Genomic DNA, 17,057 nt, shown 5'->3' with positions numbered 1-17,057 from the left:
GATTTCGCGGCCGGCGCGCCTGAGCGTGCCGGCCGCCCTGTTTTCTAGTCTGCGGGGAATCCCATGAAACTACTCGTCGTCGGTTCAGGCGGCCGCGAACATGCGCTCGCGTGGAAGCTCGCGCAATCGCCGCGCGTCCAGATGGTCTACGTCGCGCCGGGCAATGGCGGCACGGCGCAAGACGAGCGTCTGAAAAACGTCGACATCACGTCGCTCGACGCGCTGGCCGATTTCGCGGAAAGCGAAGGCGTCGCGTTCACGCTCGTCGGGCCGGAAGCGCCGCTCGCGGCCGGCATCGTCAACCTGTTCCGCGCCCGCGGCCTGAAGGTGTTCGGTCCGACCCGCGAAGCCGCGCAGCTCGAAAGCTCGAAGGATTTCGCGAAGGCGTTCATGAAGCGTCACGGCATTCCGACCGCCGACTACGAAACCTTCTCCGACGCCGCCGCCGCGCACGCGTACATCGACGCGAAGGGTGCGCCGATCGTCGTGAAGGCCGACGGCCTCGCGGCCGGCAAGGGTGTCGTCGTCGCGATGACGCTGGAAGAAGCGCACGCCGCGGTCGACATGATGCTGTCGGGCAACAAGCTGGGCGACGCCGGCGCGCGCGTCGTGATCGAGGAATTCCTCGACGGCGAGGAAGCGAGCTTCATCGTGATGGTCGACGGCAAGCACGCGCTGGCGCTGGCATCGAGCCAGGACCACAAGCGCCTGCTCGACGAGGACCGCGGCCCGAACACGGGCGGCATGGGCGCCTATTCGCCCGCGCCGATCGTCACGCCGCAGATGCACGCACGCGTGATGCGCGAAATCATCATGCCGACGGTACGCGGGATGGAGAAGGACGGCATCCGCTTCACGGGCTTCCTGTATGCGGGCCTGATGATCGACAAGGAAGGCAATCCGCGCACGCTCGAGTTCAACTGCCGGATGGGCGACCCCGAGACGCAGCCGATCATGGCGCGCCTGAAGAGCGATTTCTCGAAGGTCGTCGAACAGGCGATCGCGGGCACGCTCGATTCGGTCGAGCTCGACTGGGATCGCCGCACCGCGCTCGGCGTCGTGCTGGCCGCGCACGGCTATCCGGACGCGCCGCGCAAGGGCGACCGCATCAACGGGATCCCGGCCGAGACGGCCCAGGCCGTGACGTTCCATGCAGGCACGACGCTCGCCGAAGGCGACAAGCTCGTCACGTCGGGCGGCCGCGTGCTGTGCGTGGTCGGCCTCGCCGATTCGGTGCGCGAAGCGCAGCAGCATGCATACGACACGATCAACCAGATCAATTTCGAAGGCATGCAGTACCGGCGCGACATCGGCTTCCGCGCACTGAACCGCAAGAGCGCGTGACGCACTGACCGCCTGCGCGCGCAGGCCCCTCTGCCGGGGTTCGATAGAATGCCCGGCAGTGGCCTTTTTTACGGCCCCCGCTTCGCGCGGGGGCATCCAGTCCAGACATGACCGATTCCACCTACGACGTGCCCCGCGTGCGCACGTACCTCCAGGGCCTGCAAGCTCGCATCGCCGACGCGCTCGGCGCGCTCGACGGCATGCCGCTTGCAACCGACGCATGGCAGCGCGGCCCTGAAGAGCGGCTGCGCGGCGGCGGCTGTACGCGGATTCTCGAAGGCGGCCGCGTGTTCGAGCGCGCGGGGATCGGTTTTTCCGACGTCGCGGGCGACGCGCTGCCGCCGTCGGCGAGCGCCGCGCGCCCGCAGCTGGCCGGCCGCGGCTTCGAGGCGCTCGGCGTGTCGCTCGTGCTGCACCCGCGCAACCCGTACTGCCCGACCGTGCACATGAACGTGCGGATGCTGATCGCGACGAAGCCGGGCGAAGCGCCGATCTTCTGGTTCGGCGGCGGCATGGATCTGACACCGGTTTATCCGTTCGAGGACGACGCGCGGCATTTCCACCAGGTCTGCAAGGACGCGCTCGATCCGTTCGGCGCCGAGCTCTACCCGCGCTTCAAGACCTGGTGCGACGAATATTTCTTCCTGAAACACCGCAACGAGACGCGCGGCATCGGCGGGATCTTCTTCGACGATTTCTCCGAGCCCGGATTCGAACGCTCGTTTGAGATGATGCAAAGCGTCGGCGACGCGTTCCTGAACGCGTACCTGCCGATCGTCGAGCGCCGTGCCGCGCTGCCGTACGGCGAGCGCGAGCGCGACTTCCAGGCTTACCGGCGCGGCCGCTACGTCGAATTCAACCTCGTGTTCGACCGCGGCACGCTGTTCGGCCTGCAAAGCGGCGGCCGGACCGAATCGATCCTGATGTCGATGCCGCCGGTCGCGAACTGGCGCTACAACTGGCAGCCCGAGCCGGGCTCGCCGGAAGCGCGCCTGAGCGAGTTTCTCGTGCCGCGCGACTGGGTGTGAGCCCGCCGCGCCCCGCCGCCCCAAGAACAGGACACGTTTTTCTGGACACCACCGCCCGCCCCACCCCGCAGCCGCACCCGCCGTTACGTCGCATCGGCCTGCTGGGCGGCACGTTCGACCCGATCCACGACGGTCACCTCGCGCTCGCGCGCCGGTTCGCCGACGTGCTCGGCCTGACCGAGCTCGCGCTGCTGCCGGCCGGGCAGCCGTACCAGAAACGCGACGTGTCGGCCGCCGAGCATCGGCTCGCGATGACGCGTGCCGCCGCCGGCTCGCTGCATCTGCCGGGCGTGACGGTCACCGTTGCAACCGACGAGATCGAGCACGCCGGGCCGACCTATACGGTCGAGACGCTCGCGCGCTGGCGCGAGCGGATCGGCCCCGAGGCGTCGCTGTCGCTGCTGATCGGCGCCGACCAGTTGGTTCGGCTCGACACCTGGCGCGACTGGCGCAAGCTGTTCGACTACGCGCACGTGTGCGCGTCGACGCGCCCGGGTTTCGACCTTGGCGCGGCGTCACCGGCCGTCACGCAGGAAATCGCGCGGCGGCAGGCCGGCGCCGACGTGCTGAAAACCACGCCGGCCGGCCACCTGCTGATCGATACGACGCTGGCGTTCGATATCGCCGCAACCGACATCCGCGCGCACCTGCGCGAATGCATCGCGCGTCACGCGCAAATGCCCGATGCGTCGGCCGAGCATGTGCCGGCCGCCGTCTGGGCCTATATTCTTCAACATCGTCTCTACCATTCCTGATTCCATGGATATCCGCAAACTGCAGCGCGTGATCGTCGACGCACTCGAAGACATCAAGGCGCAAGACATCAAGGTGTTCAACACCAGCCACCTGACCGAACTGTTCGACCGCGTGATCGTCGCGTCGGGCACGTCGAACCGCCAGACCAAGGCACTCGCGTCGAGCGTGCGCGACAAGGTCAAGGAAGCCGGCGGCGACATCGTCAGCTCCGAGGGCGAAGACACCGGCGAATGGGTGCTGGTCGACTGCGGCGACGCCGTCGTGCACATCCTGCAACCGGCGCTGCGCCAGTATTACAACCTCGAGGAAATCTGGGGCGACAAGCCCGTGCGGATGAAGCTCGGCGGCGGCAAGGACGGTTTCGCGACGGCCAGCGAAGGCGAGGACGACGAGGAAGAAGCACCCGCACGCCCGGCGCGCAAGACGGCGGCCCGCCGCCGCTGAGTCGCAGCGAGTCGTCCCGATGAAGCTTTTCATCCTCGCGGTCGGCCACAAGATGCCCGGCTGGATCGCGTCCGGCTTCGACGAATACACGAAGCGGATGCCGCCCGAGCTGCGCATCGAACTGCGCGAGATCAAGCCCGAACTGCGTTCGGGTGGCCGCAGCGCGGAAAGCGTGATGGCGGCCGAGCGGCAGAAGATCGAGGCCGCGCTGCCGAAGGGCGCGCGCATCGTCGCGCTCGACGAGCGCGGCCGCGACTGGACCACCATGCAGCTCGCGCAGGCGCTGCCCGCTTGGCAGCAGGACGGCCGTGACGTCGCGTTCGTGATCGGCGGCGCCGACGGGCTCGATCCGGAACTGAAAGCGCGCGCCGACGTGCTGCTGCGCATCTCCAGCATGACGCTGCCGCACGGGATGGTACGCGTGCTGCTTGCCGAACAGCTTTACCGGGCGTGGAGCATCACGCAGAATCATCCCTATCATCGCGCATGACGTGCCGTCCTCGGACGCGCGCCGCGCGCGCTCACCGAGATAACGACACCATGCCGTCCAGCACGTCCTCCGCCCTTTTCCCGCTTCTTTACCTCGCTTCACAAAGCCCACGCCGCCAGGAATTGCTGCAGCAGATCGGCGTGCGCTTCGAGCTGCTGCTGCCGCGCGCCGACGAGGACGCCGAGGCGCTCGAAGCCGAACTGCCCGGCGAAGCCCCCGACGCGTACGTGCGGCGCGTCACCGTCGCGAAGGCCGAAGCCGCGCGTGCGCGCCTCGTCGCGAGCGGCAAGCCGGCCGCGCCGGTGCTCGTCGCCGATACCACGGTGACGATCGACGGCGCGATCCTCGGCAAGCCGGCCGATGCCGACGACGCACTCGCGATGCTCACGCGCCTCGCGGGCCGCGAACACGAGGTGCTGACCGCGGTTGCCGTGATCGGCGCCGACGGCGAGCTGCTGCCGCCCGCGCTGTCGCGCTCGTCGGTGCGCTTTTCGGCCGCACCGCGCGACGCATTCGCGCGCTACGTCGAAACGGGCGAGCCGTTCGGCAAGGCGGGCGCGTATGCGATCCAGGGGCGCGCCGCCGAATTCATCGAGCGAATCGACGGATCCCATTCGGGTATCATGGGTCTGCCCCTTTTTGAGACTGCCGCGTTGCTCCGCACCGCGCGCGTCGCCTTCTGAATCCCACCATGAACGAAGAAATCCTGATCAACCTCACGCCCCAGGAAACACGGGTCGCACTCGTCCAGCAAGGCGCGGTGCAGGAGCTTCACGTCGAGCGCACGCTGTCGCGCGGGCGGGTCGGCAACATCTACCTCGGCAAGGTCGTGCGCGTGCTGCCCGGCATGCAGTCGGCGTTCATCGACATCGGCCTGGAGCGCGCGGCGTTCCTGCACGTCGCGGACATCTGGCATCCGCGCCTCGCCGGCGAGCCGCAGTCGGGCGCGCCGCACCAGCCGATCGAGAAGATCGTGTTCGAAGGCCAGACGCTGATGGTCCAGGTGATCAAGGATCCGATCGGCACGAAGGGCGCGCGACTGTCGACGCAGGTCAGCATCGCGGGCCGCACGCTCGTGTATCTGCCGCAGGAGCCGCACATCGGCATCTCGCAGAAAATCGAGAGCGAGGCCGAGCGCGAGGCCGTGCGCGCGCGCCTGACCGCCGTGATCCCGCCGGACGAGAAAGGCGGCTACATCGTGCGCACGATCGCCGAGGATGCGACTTCCGAGGAGCTGGCCGGCGACGTCACGTACCTGCGCAAGACCTGGGCGACGATCGTCGCGCAGGCGCAGCGGCTGCCGGCGACGAGCCTGCTGTACCAGGATCTCGACCTCGCGCAGCGCGTGCTGCGCGATTTCTCGAACGACGACACGACGCGGATCCAGGTCGATTCGCGCGAGACGTACCAGCGCCTCGCGGAATTCGCGGACGAGTTCACGCCGGCGGTGAGTCCGAAGCTGCATCACTACACCGGCGAGCGGCCGCTGTTCGACCTGTACAACATCGAGACGGAGATCCAGCGCGCGCTGTCGCGCCGCGTCGACCTGAAGTCGGGCGGCTACCTGATGATCGACCAGACCGAGGCGATGACGACGATCGACGTGAACACCGGCGGCTACGTCGGCGCACGCAACTTCGACGACACGATCTTCAAGACCAACCTCGAGGCCGCGCACACGATCGCGCGGCAATTGCGGCTGCGCAATCTCGGCGGGATCATCATCATCGACTTCATCGACATGGAGAACGCCGAGCATCGCGACGCGGTGCTGTCGGAGCTGAAGAAGGCGCTGTCGCGCGACCGCACGCGCGTGACGGTCAACGGCTTCTCGCAGCTCGGGCTCGTCGAGATGACGCGCAAGCGCACGCGCGAATCGCTCGCGCACGTGCTGTGCGAGCCGTGCCCGACCTGCCAGGGCAAGGGCCAGGTGAAGACGTCGCGCACCGTGTGCTACGACATCCTGCGCGAGATCCTGCGCGAGTCGCGCCAGTTCAATCCGCGCGAATTCCGCGTGATCGCCGCGCAGCAGGTGATCGACCTGTTCCTCGACGAGGAGTCGCAGCATCTCGCGATGCTGATCGACTTCATCGGCAAGCCGGTGTCGCTGCAGGTCGAGTCGAACCTGAGCCAGGAGCAGTACGATATCGTGCTGATGTAACCTCCTGCCTGCCCGCCGCCGGCTTTGCCGCGCGGCGCCCCGATGCGGCCGCCCGGGCCGCTTGCGCATGCCGCGCCAGCGCCCGCCGCCGCCCTTTTTCTTTTCACGTACATCACACACCATGAGCCAACGCCACAACCGCCGCCAGCGCAAGAAACTCCACATCGCCGAATTCCAGGAACTCGCGTTCAACGCGACCGCGCAATACCGCAACGAGCTGTCCGATCTCGAGCGCGGCCAGCTGATCGATTCGTTCATCGATTTCGTCGAAGCGAACGGGCTGCTCACCGTCGCGTCCGCCGACGAAGGAATCGGCGCATACGTGATCTCCGGCGCGCCGCGCGGCACGACCACCGACGCCGACCGCGAGAGCGTGCGTGCATGGCTGGCCGCACGGCCGGAGCTGACCGACGTCCAGGTCAGCGAATTCAGCGACGCGTGGTATCCGCACGCCTGACGCTCCGCTTGCTTCACCCGTCGCGCGGCGCCCGCGCCGGCCCCCGTCAGGGCGGACCGGGCCGGCGCCGCCGCTTCACCCGCACGTCTCCCCTTCCTCCCTGCTTCTCGCCTACCCATCACACGACGCGCCCCGTGTCGATCGTGATTACCCCGATTCCGGCAGTGAATCGGACGCTTACTTCAATTTAACGATCGTTAAAAGACGGCTCGCGCAGACGGTCCTACTCTGATCGTACGAATCCGGTGATTTCCGGCACGATCGGCAAGCAAGACGAAAGAATGCAAACGACTCGTCCTGCAAGCGCTCCGGATTCCGACTCAGGCGAAGACGCGACACGGCGACAGGTCAATCAGGGAGACAACAACGACGCGCGCGCCGCTTCACTTCCGCAGCGACCGCACGCCGGCGCACACGAAGGCCGCCTGATCCATTTCCATAATCGAGACGAGGAAGACATGAACGCGCCCACCACCCATCAAGCAGGACTCCGAATGATCATGATCGCGGCAGGCGTTGCGGCGCTGATGTCGCTGGCCGCGTGCGGCGGCTCCGGCTCGCTGAGCAAGGGCACCGGCGGCTCCGGGTCGGGGTCCGGCGACACGACGGCGTCGACCGGCGGCACCGGCAACGGCACGAGCGGCACGTCGGCATCGACCGGCAGTACCGGCAACACCGGCAGCACCGGCAACGGTGCAAGCGGCACGTCGGCCAACGGCGTCGGCCAGACGCTCGCGGCGTCGAGCAACATCGTGACGGCCGGCGGCGGCGCCATCTCGGGCGTCGGCACGGCGATCGGGTCCCAAACGCTGCCCGGCACGAACCCCGCCACCACGCAGGGGCTCGGCGCGGTCGTGCAGGATGTCGGCGCGGCCGTCACGACGCTCGGCACCGGCCTCGGCTCGGGCCTCGGCCAGCTCGGCGCGTCGTCGAATCCGGTCGGCACGACGGTCGCGAGCACGGGCGGCGTGGTCACGGATCTCGGCCTGGCCGTCGCCGCGACGGGCGGGGTCGTGTCGAGCCTGGGGGCCAGCGGTTCCGCACTGGCGCCGCTTGCGCCCGTCACGTCGCCTGTCGGGGGTGCGGTGACGATGCTCGGCAACACGATCGCGGGCGGCGGCGCGACGCTCGGCACGCAGTTGTCGACCGGCCCGGTAGCACAAGTGACGGGCGCGGCCAGCTCGGCGATCACGCCGATCACGACGACGGTCGGCTCGCTCACGCAGACGGCCGCCGCCAGCACGCCGCTCGGCGCGCCGCTGACGAACCTCGTCACGACCGTCGGCAACGGCGTCGCGAACGCCGGCACGACGATCGCGAAGACGGGCAACAATCCGGTCACGACCGGCGTCGGCAACGTCGTGACCGCGACCGGCAATACGGTCGCCACCGCGGGCACCGCGCTGCTCGGCGGCGGCGCGGCCGCGACGAATCCGCTCGCACCGGTGACGGGGCTCCTGTCGACCGGCGCACTCGGCGGCACGACGAGCGGCAGCAAACCGGCCGGCACGCTCACGTCGGCGGTCGGCGGCCTGACGGGCGGCAGCGGCACCGGCGTGCTGTCGAATACCGGCGGCGGCCTGCTCGCGCCGGTCACGACGACGCTTGGCACGCTGGTCAAAAAGTAACGTCACGCCGGTAGCCCCTGCGGCGCCCGTACCGTCGTCAACGGTCGGGCGCCGCGTGCGTTATGGCCCCTTATGCGTCCGATGCCGCCCGCCCGGCAATCGATCGCTACCCTTTCCCCGCCATTGCGCGCCCGATCCTGCGCAGAAATCGGTCCTGAAAGGAAGACACGTTAAACTCTCACCTCGCGAGGTGCGCCGCCCGCACCCGCCATCCATCGCCAGCCGCGCCTGCAGGCCCGGCCCCCGACCCATGGAGTGAGTGTCAATGAGCGGCGGACTCCCGTTTCCCGCATCCCGAATGTCGTTCCCGTCCTCGACGGTCTTCCTGGTGCTCGCCGCCGCCGCGCTGCTGTCCGGCTGCAGCTTGCTGCCGACCCAGAATCCGCCCGCGCCGATCAGCGAGGCGCTCATCGAGCCCGTCAGGGAAACCGCCGGCGAGCCGCTGACGATGCCGCCCGTGCCCGCGCCGACGCACCCGGAGGAACCGGAAGCGCCGAAAAAGCCGCACCGCGAGGTGCCGCGGCCGAAGCCGGTGCAACGTGCCGAACCGCCGGCCCCGCCGCCTCCGCCGCCGCCCCCGCTCGTCGCGACCCGCCCGCTCGACCGCACCCAGATCCATGCGCTGCTCGACAGCGAAGTCGCGCGCCGCAACGGCAAGGTGATCGGCCGCGCGGTCGACATGGTGATCGACACGAGCGGCAAGCCGCGCGAGATGATCGTCAACCTGCAGGGCTTCATGGGCATCGGCGACCGCAAGGTCATCTTCCCGTGGAACGTGTTCCGCTTCACGCCGGGCGGCAAGCAGGAGCCGATCGTGCTCGACGTGCCGTCGGGCGACCTGCCGCCTGCCGCGAGGCCCAAGGCCGTGCCGCTGTCGGGTTCGGCCGCGGCGTCGCCCGCCACGCGGTTGCCGCTGCTCGACAGCGACGTCGAGCGCCCGAACGGCACGAAGATCGGCCGCGTCGTCGACGTGCTGATCGACCGCGCCGCGCAGCCGCAGGCCGTCGTGCTCGACCTCGGCGGCCTCGTCAATACCGACCGCCGTTCGATCGCCGCGAGCTGGGGCGCGCTGCGCTTCGTCACGCGTGACAAGGCGCTGCGCCCGCAGCTCGATCTCAACGACGCACAGATCAAGGCGGCGCCGCCCTACGCGGCCGACAAGCCGATCGTCGCGATTTACCCGCCCGTTGCCCCGGCACCGGCGCAGGCTTCCTCTGCGAGTGCGACCCGATGACGATCAAGCATTCCGTCACCGTACGTAGTCTGCGGTCCCTCGACTGGCTCAACTTTTTCGTTGCAAACGTTCAAACCGGGTTCGGTCCGTTCATCGCGTCCTACCTCGCGTCGCACAAGTGGACGCAGGGCGAGATCGGCATGGTGCTGTCGATCGGCACGATCAGCGCAATGGTCAGCCAGGTGCCGGGCGGCGCCGCCGTCGACGCGCTGAAGAACAAGAAAGGCGCGGCCGCCTGGGCGATCGTGGCCATCATCCTGTCCGCGGTGCTGCTCGCGTCGAGCCCGACGATCGTGCCGGTGATCGCGGCCGAAGTGTTCCACGGCTTCGCGAGCTGCATGCTCGTGCCGGCGATGGCCGCGATCTCGTTCTCGCTGGTAGGCCGCGCCGATCTCGGCGACCGGCTCGGCCGCAACGCGCGCTGGGCGTCGATCGGCAGCGCGGTCGCGGCGGGCCTGATGGGGCTCACCGGCGAGTATTTCTCCGCGCGCGCGGTGTTCTGGCTGACCGCCGTGCTGGCGTTGCCCGCGCTGTTCGCGCTCGCGATGATCCAGCCGACGCATGAAGTGATTCCGCAGTCGTCGAAGCCCGACGATCACGACGAAGGCGAGCACCGCGAGACGCTGCTCGAGCTGCTGCGCGATCGCCGGATGCTGATCTTCGCGTCGTGCGTCGTGCTGTTCCACCTGTCGAATGCGGCGATGCTCAACCTCGCGGCCGGCGAAGTCACGGCCGGGATGGGCGAGAACGTGCAGCTCGTGATCGCCGCGTGCATCATCGTGCCGCAGGCGATCGTCGCGATGCTGTCGCCGTGGGTCGGCCGCTCGTCGCAACGCTGGGGTCGACGGCCGATCCTGCTGCTCGGCTTCTCCGCGCTGCCGGTGCGCGCGCTGCTGTTCGCCGGCGTGAGCAGCCCGTACCTGCTCGTGCCGGTGCAGATGCTCGACGGCATCAGCGCGGCCGTGTTCGGCGTGATGCTGCCGCTGATCGCGGCCGACGTCGCGGGCGGCAAGGGCCGCTACAACCTGTGCATCGGGCTATTTGGACTTGCGGCCGGCATCGGCGCGACGCTCAGCACGGCCGTGGCCGGCTATGTCGCCGATCACTTCGGCAACACGACCAGCTTCTTCGGGCTCGCCGCGGCCGGCGCGCTCGCGGCGCTGCTGGTGTGGCTTGCGATGCCCGAAACGCGCGTCGACAACGGCGACGTGACCGCCGGCGAGCCGGCCGACGCGTCGCCCGAACAGGCGCACTGACGCCCCGCTTCCCGGCACGACACGATGGATACGATCAGGACACTCAACGAAGCCCGCCAGCAGATCCAGCAGTCGATCTTCGATCTGTTCAAGGGGCTGACCTTCGGCGAACGGCTCACGCAGGGTGCGCTGATGGCGCTGCAGGCGGTGTGCGGCGCGTGCCTCGCGTACACGATCGGCCGCGCGCTGCACACCGAACAGGCCGTGTGGGCGGCGGTCACCGCGATCGCCGTCACGCAGCACAACTACTCGGACACGATGTCGCTGTCGCGCGACCAGTTCATCGGCGCGATGATCGGCGGCCTGCTCGGCTTCGCGGGCGCGGCGCTCGGCGGGGACCGCCTCGTCGCCTATGCGCTCGCGGTCGCGCTCACGATCGTCAGCTGCTGGTGCCTGAACGTCGGCAGCGCCGCGCGGCTCGGCGGCGTGACCGCGACGATCGTGCTGCTGTTTCCGGGCAACGGCCCGCTATGGGACATTCCGCTGATGCGGCTCGGGGAAGTGGCGCTCGGCACCGTGTGCGCGCTGGCCGTGTGCTGGGCGATGTCGCTGATCGAGCGACGCTGGTTCCGCCGGGCGGCGGCAAAGTGACGCGGCGCCGGGCAACGCGCCCGGCAGCCGGATGAACGATCGGAAAGAAACGTTACGGACCGACCCGCAGCACGATGCCCGAACCGATCTGCACGAGCAGGTAGTCGCCGCCGACGCCGACCCACTGATAGCCGCGCGGCGGCGCACTCAGGTGATAGCCGCGCCAGTCCTCGACCACGTACTGGCGATCGCGGAATTCGCCGGGAAGCCGGTCGCCCTTGTGCCACTCGCGATGCGGCTGGTCGGCCCAGCGCGGCGGCACGTCGTCCTCGTGGCGCATCTGGCCGGGCGGCATGTGCTTCGGGCCATGCCCGCGGTGCATCCCATGATTGCCGTGGTTGTCGTCGTTGCCATGACCCTGCGCCATGGCTGCGGGTGCCGCGAAACCCGCCACGATCAGCGCGGCCAGCATCGTTCCGTGCATCTTCTTCATTGTTCTTCCCTCCGAGTTGTCACGTCGAACCGGAAACAACGGTGCCTGCCCGATCAAGACTAGCACACCGGCATGACCCGGCGGCATGCCCCGGCGTCACGCCGCCTGCTGCTGGTACTGGATCCGGTGGAGGTGCGCGTACAGCCCGCCGTGGCGCAGCAATTCTTCGTGGCTGCCCTCTTCGACGATCTTGCCGGCTTCGAGCACGAGGATCCGGTCCGCACGCTCGATCGTCGACAGCCGGTGCGCGATCACGAGCGTCGTGCGCCCTTCCATCAGCCGCTCGAGCGCGGCCTGCACGTGGCGCTCAGACTCCGAATCGAGCGCGGAGGTCGCCTCGTCGAGGATCAGGATCGGCGCGTCCTTGTAGATCGCGCGCGCAATCGCGAGCCGCTGCCGCTGGCCGCCCGACAGACGCATCCCGTTGCCGCCGACCAGCGTGTCGAGCCCGTCGGGCATCGCGGCGACCGCGTCGGCCAGGTTCGCGGCCTCGAGTGCCGCCTGCACGCGTGCGCGATCGGGCGTCTGGCCGTACGCGACGTTCGCGGCGATCGTGTCGTTGAACAGCACGACGTCCTGGCTGACCATCGCCATCTGGCCGCGCAGCGCGTGGAGGTCGTAGTCGGCCACCGGCACGCCGTCGACCAGGATCGCGCCGCCCGTGGGGTCGAAGAAGCGCGGCAGCAGGTTCACGAGGGTCGTCTTGCCGCTGCCCGACGGCCCCGCGAGCGCGATCATCTCGCCCGGCGCGACCTTGAACGAAATGCGGTCGAGCGTCGGCCGCTCGGATGCGCCGTAGTCGAACGACACGCCGCGGAACTCGATCTCGCCGCGCGCGTGCGGCAGCGCACGGCCGCCGCCCTGCGGCTCGCCCGGCTCGTCGATCAGCCCGAAGATCAGCTCGGCGGCCGTCATCCCCCGCTGCAGCGGCTGGTTCACGTCGATCAGGTGCTTGAGCGGCGAAATCACCAGCAGCATCGACGTGACGAACGCGACGAAGCCGCCGACCGTCGTCTGATCGTTGGTCGACTGCACGACCGCGATCGTGATCACGACCGCGAGCGCGATCGACGCGAGGAACTGCGTCAGCGGCTGCGCGAGGCCGCCCGAGATCGTCATGCGCATCGCGTAGCCGCGCAGGCGCTTGCTCATCGCGGTGAAGCGGTCCATCTCGTACGTCTCACCGTTGTGCACCTTGACGACCTTGTAGCCGCCGACCGTCTCCTCGACGATGTACGACAGCTCGTTGGTCAGCGTCTGGTGCTCGCGATTCAGGCGGCGCAGGCGGCGGTTGATCTTGCTGACGAGCCAGCCGATGCCCGGCAGGATCACCGCGACGATCAGCGTGAGCCGCCAGTTCAGGTAGAACAGGTAGCCGAGCAGGAACATCACGGTCAGCGAGTCGCGCACGAGCGTGACCATCACGCCGGTCAGCACCGCCAGGATCTGGTTGACCTCGAACACGATCGCGTTGATCACCGTGCTCGCCGTCTCGCGCTGGAAGAACGACGCGCCCGTGTGCAGCATCCGCTGGAACATTTCGAGCCGCAGCTGCAGCAGGATGCGGTTCGATACGTAGTTGAGCAGGTAATTCGATGTGTACTGCGACACGCCGCGCACGAGCGCGAGGCCGATCACGGCCATCGGCACGTACCATTTCGCGCGGTCGCTGCCGTGCGAGCCGAAGCCATGGTCGAGCAGCGGCTTGAGCAGCGCCGGAATCCCGGCTTCGGTGGCCGCGACGACGCCCATCGTGACGACGGCGAGCACCACGATGCCGATCAGCGGCCGGATGTACGGCCACAGGCGCTTGAGAACCGTGAACGGCGACGTGCCCGTGCCGTCCATCGGTTTGCGAAGAGTGTTCTGGGTTTCCAAGGCAATCCTTCTTGAGCCGCGACGCGGCGCCCGGGGCATGGCTGCCCGGGATTCGCCCAGTCCGGCGGTTGCCGAAAAAGGCCCAACATTATAGCTGTACCGCCCGCGCCGGCACGGCCGTTGCCGAAGCGGCCGCCGGCCGGTGCGCGGGTATACTGCCGCTCACCGTTTTCTCCGCCTTTTCGACGATTTCATGGCAGAACCCACCCTCGGCGTCGCCCTCATCGCCCTCAACGCGGCCGCGCGGCTCGCGCAGTGCCTCGACGCGCTGAACTTCGCCGACGACGTCGTCGTGATCGACGGCGGCAGCAGCGACGATACCGTCGCGATCGCCCGTGCACACGGCGCGCGCGTGATCGTCGAGCGCGACTGGCCGGGCTTCGGCCCGCAGAAGAACCGCGCGCTCGCCGCGCTCGACACCGACTGGATCCTGTCGCTCGACACCGACGAGGTGGTCAGCCCCGAACTCGCGCAGTCGATCCGTGCGGCCATCCGCGCGCCGGCCGCGCAAGTCTACGCGCTCGACCGGCTGTCGAGCTTCTGCGGCCAGTGGATCCACCACAGCGGCTGGTATCCCGACTGGGTGCCGCGCCTGTTCCGGCGCGGCGTCGCACGCTTCTCCGACGATCTGGTGCATGAGCGGCTCGTGTTCGACACGCCCGCGCAGCGGCTGCCAGGCAAGCTGATGCACTATTCGTACGAGGATTTCGAAACCGTCGTGCGCAAGCTCGATGCGTATTCGACGGCTGGCGCGCGCCAGCGCCGCGCGGCCGGCCAGCGCGGCGGCTTCGGCAAGGCGCTCGCGCGCGGCGCATGGGCGTTCGTGCGGACCTACGTGCTGCGGCGCGGGTTTCTCGACGGACGCGCGGGCTTCATGATCGCCGTGTTCAACGCGGAAACGGTGTACTACCGGTTCCTGAAGCTCGGCCACGAGCCGGCCCGCTGAGCGCGGGCCGCCCCGCCCCACCCCGAGGCCACCAGCATGCGGCCGGCCCGGCGTTACAATGCCGGGCTGCCCGCATGCGATGCGCGCCCCAAGCGCGGCGCCGCACCACGCGCCGCCGACACGACGACCACCGAATTCGACCGCCATGTTCTCCATCATCATCCCGACCTGGAACAACCTGCCGTACCTCAAGCTCGTCGTCGACAGCCTGCGCCGTCATTCGGCGTACGACCACCAGATCATCGTGCACGTGAACGACGGCTCGGACGGCACGCTCGACTGGGTGCGCGGCGAAGGCATCGAGCACACCGCGTCGCCGACCAACATCGGCATCTGCCACGCGGTGAACCTGGCCGCCGCGCGCGCGACGCGCGACTACGTCGTCTACATGAACGACGACATGTACTGCTGCCCCGGCTGGGATGCGGCGCTCGTGCGGCGCATCGAGCAGATGCCGACCGACCTGTTCATGCTGTCCGGCACGATGGTCGAGCCGGTCGACACGCGCAACCCGTGCGTCGTCGTCAGTAATTTCGGCCGCGACGCCGAACAGTTCGACGCGGCCGGCCTCGTCGCGGCCACGCCGCGGCTCGTGCGTGCGGACTGGCTCGGCTCGACCTGGCCGCCGACGCTCGTGCACCGCGACTGGTGGAACCGCATCGGCGGCTACAGCAGCGAGCTGTCGCCGGGCATGAGCAGCGACAACGACTTCTCGATGAAATTCTGGGACGCCGGCTGCCGGATCTTCCTCGGCGTCGGCGACAGCCTCGTCTATCACTTCCAGCAGAAGAGCACCGGCAAGATCGTCAAGAACGACGGCCGCCGCCAGTTCCTCAACAAATGGGGCATGACGCAGGCCACGTTCGACCGCTATTACCTGCATCGCGGCGAGCCGGCCGGCTCGCGCATCGTGCTCGACACGCCGACTGTCGACGGGCGCCTCAAGCGCGCGTTGCTGCGCTCGCGGATCAAGCGCGCGTTCAGCTGATCCGGCCCCGGAAACCTCACGGAAACGCGCGCCGCTTCGCGTATACTGCGCGCTTCGTCCCGGGCACTGCCGCCGCGGGACGCGCGGCGCGCAGCACGGTGCCCGCATGCCGCATTCGTCCATTCGACAGGTTCCGATGCTTTCGTTTTCCGCTCCCGCCACGCGGCGCCTGACCGCCGCCCGCGCCTTCGCCGTCATCGCGCTCTGCATGGTGCCCATCTCGACCGCGCTGACCAACGTGTTCTGCGGGCTGTTCGCGGCCGCGCTCGTGATCTCCCCCGAATTCTGGCGCGACCTGCGCTCGTTCGTCACCGACCCGGCGTCGCTCGCCGCGCTCCTGATTCTCGCGGCGCTGACCGCGAGCATCACCTATACCGTCGCGCCGCACCCGAAGGCGTGGAACTGGATCGGCAAGTACGACAAGCTGCTGCTGCTGCCGTTTGCGGTGCTCGCGTTCCGCCATTCGAACTGGGCGCCGATCGTGCGGCGCGCGTGGTTCGGCACGCTGTGCGTGATCCTGTTGCTGTCGACCACCAACTATCTCGGCCTGACCGCGATCGGGCCCGCGCATGCGAGCGACCTGCCGCTGTCGCGCGCGTGGGTGTTCAAGAACCACATCGCGGCCGGCATGTTCGGCGCGCTGCTGTTCTATCAGGCCGCCGACCTCGCGCTGTCGGCCCGCACCGCGCTGTCGCGCGCCGCGTATGGCGCCGTCGCCGCCTGGTCGTTGATCAACGTGTTCGTGATGCTGCAGGGGCGCACCGGGCAGGTCATCGCGCTGCTGCTGATCCTCGTCGTCGCGGTGCGTTTCGTGTTGCTGCTGCGCCGCCAGTCGGCACTGCGCGCAACCCTCGCCGCCGGAACGCTGGTGCTGGCCGGCGTCGCGCTGGTCGCTGCCGCGTGCACGATGCACAACGGCCGCCTCGTGAAGGTCGTGACGGAAGTGCAGCAGTATCGGCAGACCGATGCGGCCACGTCGACCGGGCTGCGTCTCGAGTGGTACAAGAAGGGGCTCGAGCTGTATCGCATGCGCCCCGTGATCGGCTACGGCGCGGGCGGTCTCGAATTCGAGTTCGAGAAGCTCACGGCGGGCAAGACGGCCGCCGAAGGCCAGCTCACGTCGAACCCGCATAACGAATATCTGCTGATGGCCGTGCAGCTCGGCACGCTCGGGGTCCTGCTGTTCGTGAACCTGATCGTGCAGATCGCACGCGGCAGCCGCGCGCTCGACCCGCGTTCGCAGCACCTGCTGCTCGGATGGCTCGCAATCTTCGCGATCGGCAGCCTCGCGAATTCGCTGCTGCTCGATTTCGCCGAAGGCCACCTACTGGTGCTGCTCGCCGGCATCCTGCTCGGCTGCGCCGAGCGCGGCGAAGCGCTGCCGCGCGAGACGTCGGCGATCCGGCGCAGCGCGTAACGCGCC

At 68.8% G+C, this 17,057-nt stretch carries 17 protein-coding genes; 15 read left to right on the top strand and 2 right to left on the bottom strand.

Annotated features, from left to right (window positions below):
* Positions 1 to 63 precede the first annotated feature (63 nt).
* The 12 genes from purD to ABIC50_RS22125 all read left to right on the top strand — a co-directional run bounded on the left by purD (position 64) and on the right by ABIC50_RS22125 (position 11,389).
* Complete coding sequence (gene purD / locus ABIC50_RS22180; protein WP_006752215.1) at positions 64 to 1,344, top strand: phosphoribosylamine--glycine ligase; 1,281 nt, start codon at positions 64 to 66, stop codon at positions 1,342 to 1,344.
* Between the two features lie 107 nt (positions 1,345 to 1,451).
* Positions 1,452 to 2,372: an oxygen-dependent coproporphyrinogen oxidase gene (hemF, locus tag ABIC50_RS22175; RefSeq protein ID WP_175697360.1), complete on the top strand. Its 921-nt coding sequence runs from the start codon at positions 1,452 to 1,454 to the stop codon at positions 2,370 to 2,372.
* The gene (locus tag ABIC50_RS22170) at positions 2,369 to 3,127 is read left to right on the top strand and encodes a nicotinate-nucleotide adenylyltransferase (RefSeq protein WP_354166835.1); all 759 of its coding nucleotides are present in this window, start codon (positions 2,369 to 2,371) and stop codon (positions 3,125 to 3,127) included. The genes hemF and ABIC50_RS22170 overlap by 4 nt, the downstream gene beginning before the upstream one ends.
* A 4-nt stretch (positions 3,128 to 3,131) precedes the next feature.
* The gene (gene rsfS, locus ABIC50_RS22165; RefSeq protein ID WP_006752218.1) at positions 3,132 to 3,572 is read left to right on the top strand and encodes a ribosome silencing factor; all 441 of its coding nucleotides are present in this window, start codon (positions 3,132 to 3,134) and stop codon (positions 3,570 to 3,572) included.
* Positions 3,573 to 3,591: 19 nt separating this feature from the next.
* On the top strand, positions 3,592 to 4,062 hold the full coding sequence (gene rlmH, locus ABIC50_RS22160) for a 23S rRNA (pseudouridine(1915)-N(3))-methyltransferase RlmH (RefSeq protein WP_006761054.1): 471 nt from the start codon (positions 3,592 to 3,594) through the stop codon (positions 4,060 to 4,062).
* Between the two features lie 50 nt (positions 4,063 to 4,112).
* Positions 4,113 to 4,745: a Maf family protein gene (locus ABIC50_RS22155; RefSeq protein WP_165751798.1), complete on the top strand. Its 633-nt coding sequence runs from the start codon at positions 4,113 to 4,115 to the stop codon at positions 4,743 to 4,745.
* Between the two features lie 8 nt (positions 4,746 to 4,753).
* Complete coding sequence (gene rng, locus ABIC50_RS22150; RefSeq protein WP_006752221.1) at positions 4,754 to 6,223, top strand: ribonuclease G; 1,470 nt, start codon at positions 4,754 to 4,756, stop codon at positions 6,221 to 6,223.
* A 121-nt stretch (positions 6,224 to 6,344) separates the two neighbouring features.
* Positions 6,345 to 6,680, top strand: a complete 336-nt coding sequence (locus ABIC50_RS22145; RefSeq protein WP_354166832.1) for a YggL 50S ribosome-binding family protein — start codon at positions 6,345 to 6,347, stop codon at positions 6,678 to 6,680.
* Between the two features lie 458 nt (positions 6,681 to 7,138).
* Positions 7,139 to 8,308, top strand: coding sequence for a collagen-like triple helix repeat-containing protein (locus tag ABIC50_RS22140; RefSeq protein WP_354166830.1), 1,170 nt, complete (start codon positions 7,139 to 7,141; stop codon positions 8,306 to 8,308).
* A gap of 265 nt (positions 8,309 to 8,573) precedes the next feature.
* Complete coding sequence (locus tag ABIC50_RS22135; RefSeq protein WP_126228251.1) at positions 8,574 to 9,542, top strand: PRC-barrel domain-containing protein; 969 nt, start codon at positions 8,574 to 8,576, stop codon at positions 9,540 to 9,542.
* Positions 9,539 to 10,798: an MFS transporter gene (locus ABIC50_RS22130; RefSeq protein WP_105830725.1), complete on the top strand. Its 1,260-nt coding sequence runs from the start codon at positions 9,539 to 9,541 to the stop codon at positions 10,796 to 10,798. Before ABIC50_RS22135 ends, ABIC50_RS22130 begins: the two co-directional genes overlap by 4 nt.
* Positions 10,799 to 10,822: 24 nt before the next feature.
* Positions 10,823 to 11,389 (top strand): FUSC family protein, encoded by a 567-nt coding sequence (locus tag ABIC50_RS22125; RefSeq protein WP_011657529.1) that lies wholly within the window; start codon positions 10,823 to 10,825, stop codon positions 11,387 to 11,389.
* A gap of 52 nt (positions 11,390 to 11,441) precedes the next feature.
* Here the strand turns inward: ABIC50_RS22125 and ABIC50_RS22120 are convergent, their stop codons facing one another.
* Positions 11,442 to 11,822, bottom strand: coding sequence for an RcnB family protein (locus ABIC50_RS22120; protein ID WP_006752228.1), 381 nt, complete (start codon positions 11,820 to 11,822; stop codon positions 11,442 to 11,444).
* Positions 11,823 to 11,918: 96 nt separating this feature from the next.
* Positions 11,919 to 13,670: a lipid A export permease/ATP-binding protein MsbA gene (gene msbA / locus ABIC50_RS22115; RefSeq protein ID WP_011657530.1), complete on the bottom strand. Its 1,752-nt coding sequence runs from the start codon at positions 13,668 to 13,670 to the stop codon at positions 11,919 to 11,921.
* Between the two features lie 223 nt (positions 13,671 to 13,893).
* Between msbA and ABIC50_RS22110 the strand changes: the two genes are divergently transcribed.
* From ABIC50_RS22110 to ABIC50_RS22100, 3 genes are all read left to right on the top strand, one after another.
* Positions 13,894 to 14,646, top strand: a complete 753-nt coding sequence (locus tag ABIC50_RS22110) for a glycosyltransferase family 2 protein (protein ID WP_354166828.1) — start codon at positions 13,894 to 13,896, stop codon at positions 14,644 to 14,646.
* Between the two features lie 145 nt (positions 14,647 to 14,791).
* The gene (locus tag ABIC50_RS22105) at positions 14,792 to 15,634 is read left to right on the top strand and encodes a glycosyltransferase family 2 protein (RefSeq protein ID WP_354166826.1); all 843 of its coding nucleotides are present in this window, start codon (positions 14,792 to 14,794) and stop codon (positions 15,632 to 15,634) included.
* 136 nt (positions 15,635 to 15,770) lie between these two features.
* Positions 15,771 to 17,051 carry an O-antigen ligase family protein gene (locus tag ABIC50_RS22100; protein WP_354166824.1) on the top strand — a complete coding sequence of 427 codons (1,281 nt, stop codon included), beginning with the start codon at positions 15,771 to 15,773 and terminating at the stop codon, positions 17,049 to 17,051.
* The last annotated feature ends 6 nt before the right edge of the window (positions 17,052 to 17,057 follow it).

The sequence above is a fragment of the Burkholderia sp. 567 genome, from assembly GCF_040545115.1.
GTDB lineage: Bacteria > Pseudomonadota > Gammaproteobacteria > Burkholderiales > Burkholderiaceae > Burkholderia > Burkholderia ambifaria.
This window is presented reverse-complemented; position numbering and strand designations above follow the sequence as displayed.

What these genes read in the sequence shown, in the direction of transcription:
- msbA (WP_011657530.1), bottom strand. Translation starts at nt 13,670, where the DNA reads ATGGACGGCACGGGCACGTCGCCGTTCACGGTTCTCAAGCGCCTGTGG.
- ABIC50_RS22125 (WP_011657529.1), top strand. Translation starts at nt 10,823, where the DNA reads ATGGATACGATCAGGACACTCAACGAAGCCCGCCAGCAGATCCAGCAG.
- rng (WP_006752221.1), top strand. Translation starts at nt 4,754, where the DNA reads ATGAACGAAGAAATCCTGATCAACCTCACGCCCCAGGAAACACGGGTC.
- purD (WP_006752215.1), top strand. Translation starts at nt 64, where the DNA reads ATGAAACTACTCGTCGTCGGTTCAGGCGGCCGCGAACATGCGCTCGCG.
- ABIC50_RS22145 (WP_354166832.1), top strand. Translation starts at nt 6,345, where the DNA reads ATGAGCCAACGCCACAACCGCCGCCAGCGCAAGAAACTCCACATCGCC.
- ABIC50_RS22130 (WP_105830725.1), top strand. Translation starts at nt 9,539, where the DNA reads ATGACGATCAAGCATTCCGTCACCGTACGTAGTCTGCGGTCCCTCGAC.
- hemF (WP_175697360.1), top strand. Translation starts at nt 1,452, where the DNA reads ATGACCGATTCCACCTACGACGTGCCCCGCGTGCGCACGTACCTCCAG.
- ABIC50_RS22120 (WP_006752228.1), bottom strand. Translation starts at nt 11,822, where the DNA reads ATGAAGAAGATGCACGGAACGATGCTGGCCGCGCTGATCGTGGCGGGT.
- ABIC50_RS22110 (WP_354166828.1), top strand. Translation starts at nt 13,894, where the DNA reads ATGGCAGAACCCACCCTCGGCGTCGCCCTCATCGCCCTCAACGCGGCC.
- ABIC50_RS22100 (WP_354166824.1), top strand. Translation starts at nt 15,771, where the DNA reads ATGCTTTCGTTTTCCGCTCCCGCCACGCGGCGCCTGACCGCCGCCCGC.
- rsfS (WP_006752218.1), top strand. Translation starts at nt 3,132, where the DNA reads ATGGATATCCGCAAACTGCAGCGCGTGATCGTCGACGCACTCGAAGAC.
- ABIC50_RS22105 (WP_354166826.1), top strand. Translation starts at nt 14,792, where the DNA reads ATGTTCTCCATCATCATCCCGACCTGGAACAACCTGCCGTACCTCAAG.
- ABIC50_RS22135 (WP_126228251.1), top strand. Translation starts at nt 8,574, where the DNA reads ATGAGCGGCGGACTCCCGTTTCCCGCATCCCGAATGTCGTTCCCGTCC.
- ABIC50_RS22155 (WP_165751798.1), top strand. Translation starts at nt 4,113, where the DNA reads ATGCCGTCCAGCACGTCCTCCGCCCTTTTCCCGCTTCTTTACCTCGCT.
- rlmH (WP_006761054.1), top strand. Translation starts at nt 3,592, where the DNA reads ATGAAGCTTTTCATCCTCGCGGTCGGCCACAAGATGCCCGGCTGGATC.
- ABIC50_RS22140 (WP_354166830.1), top strand. Translation starts at nt 7,139, where the DNA reads ATGAACGCGCCCACCACCCATCAAGCAGGACTCCGAATGATCATGATC.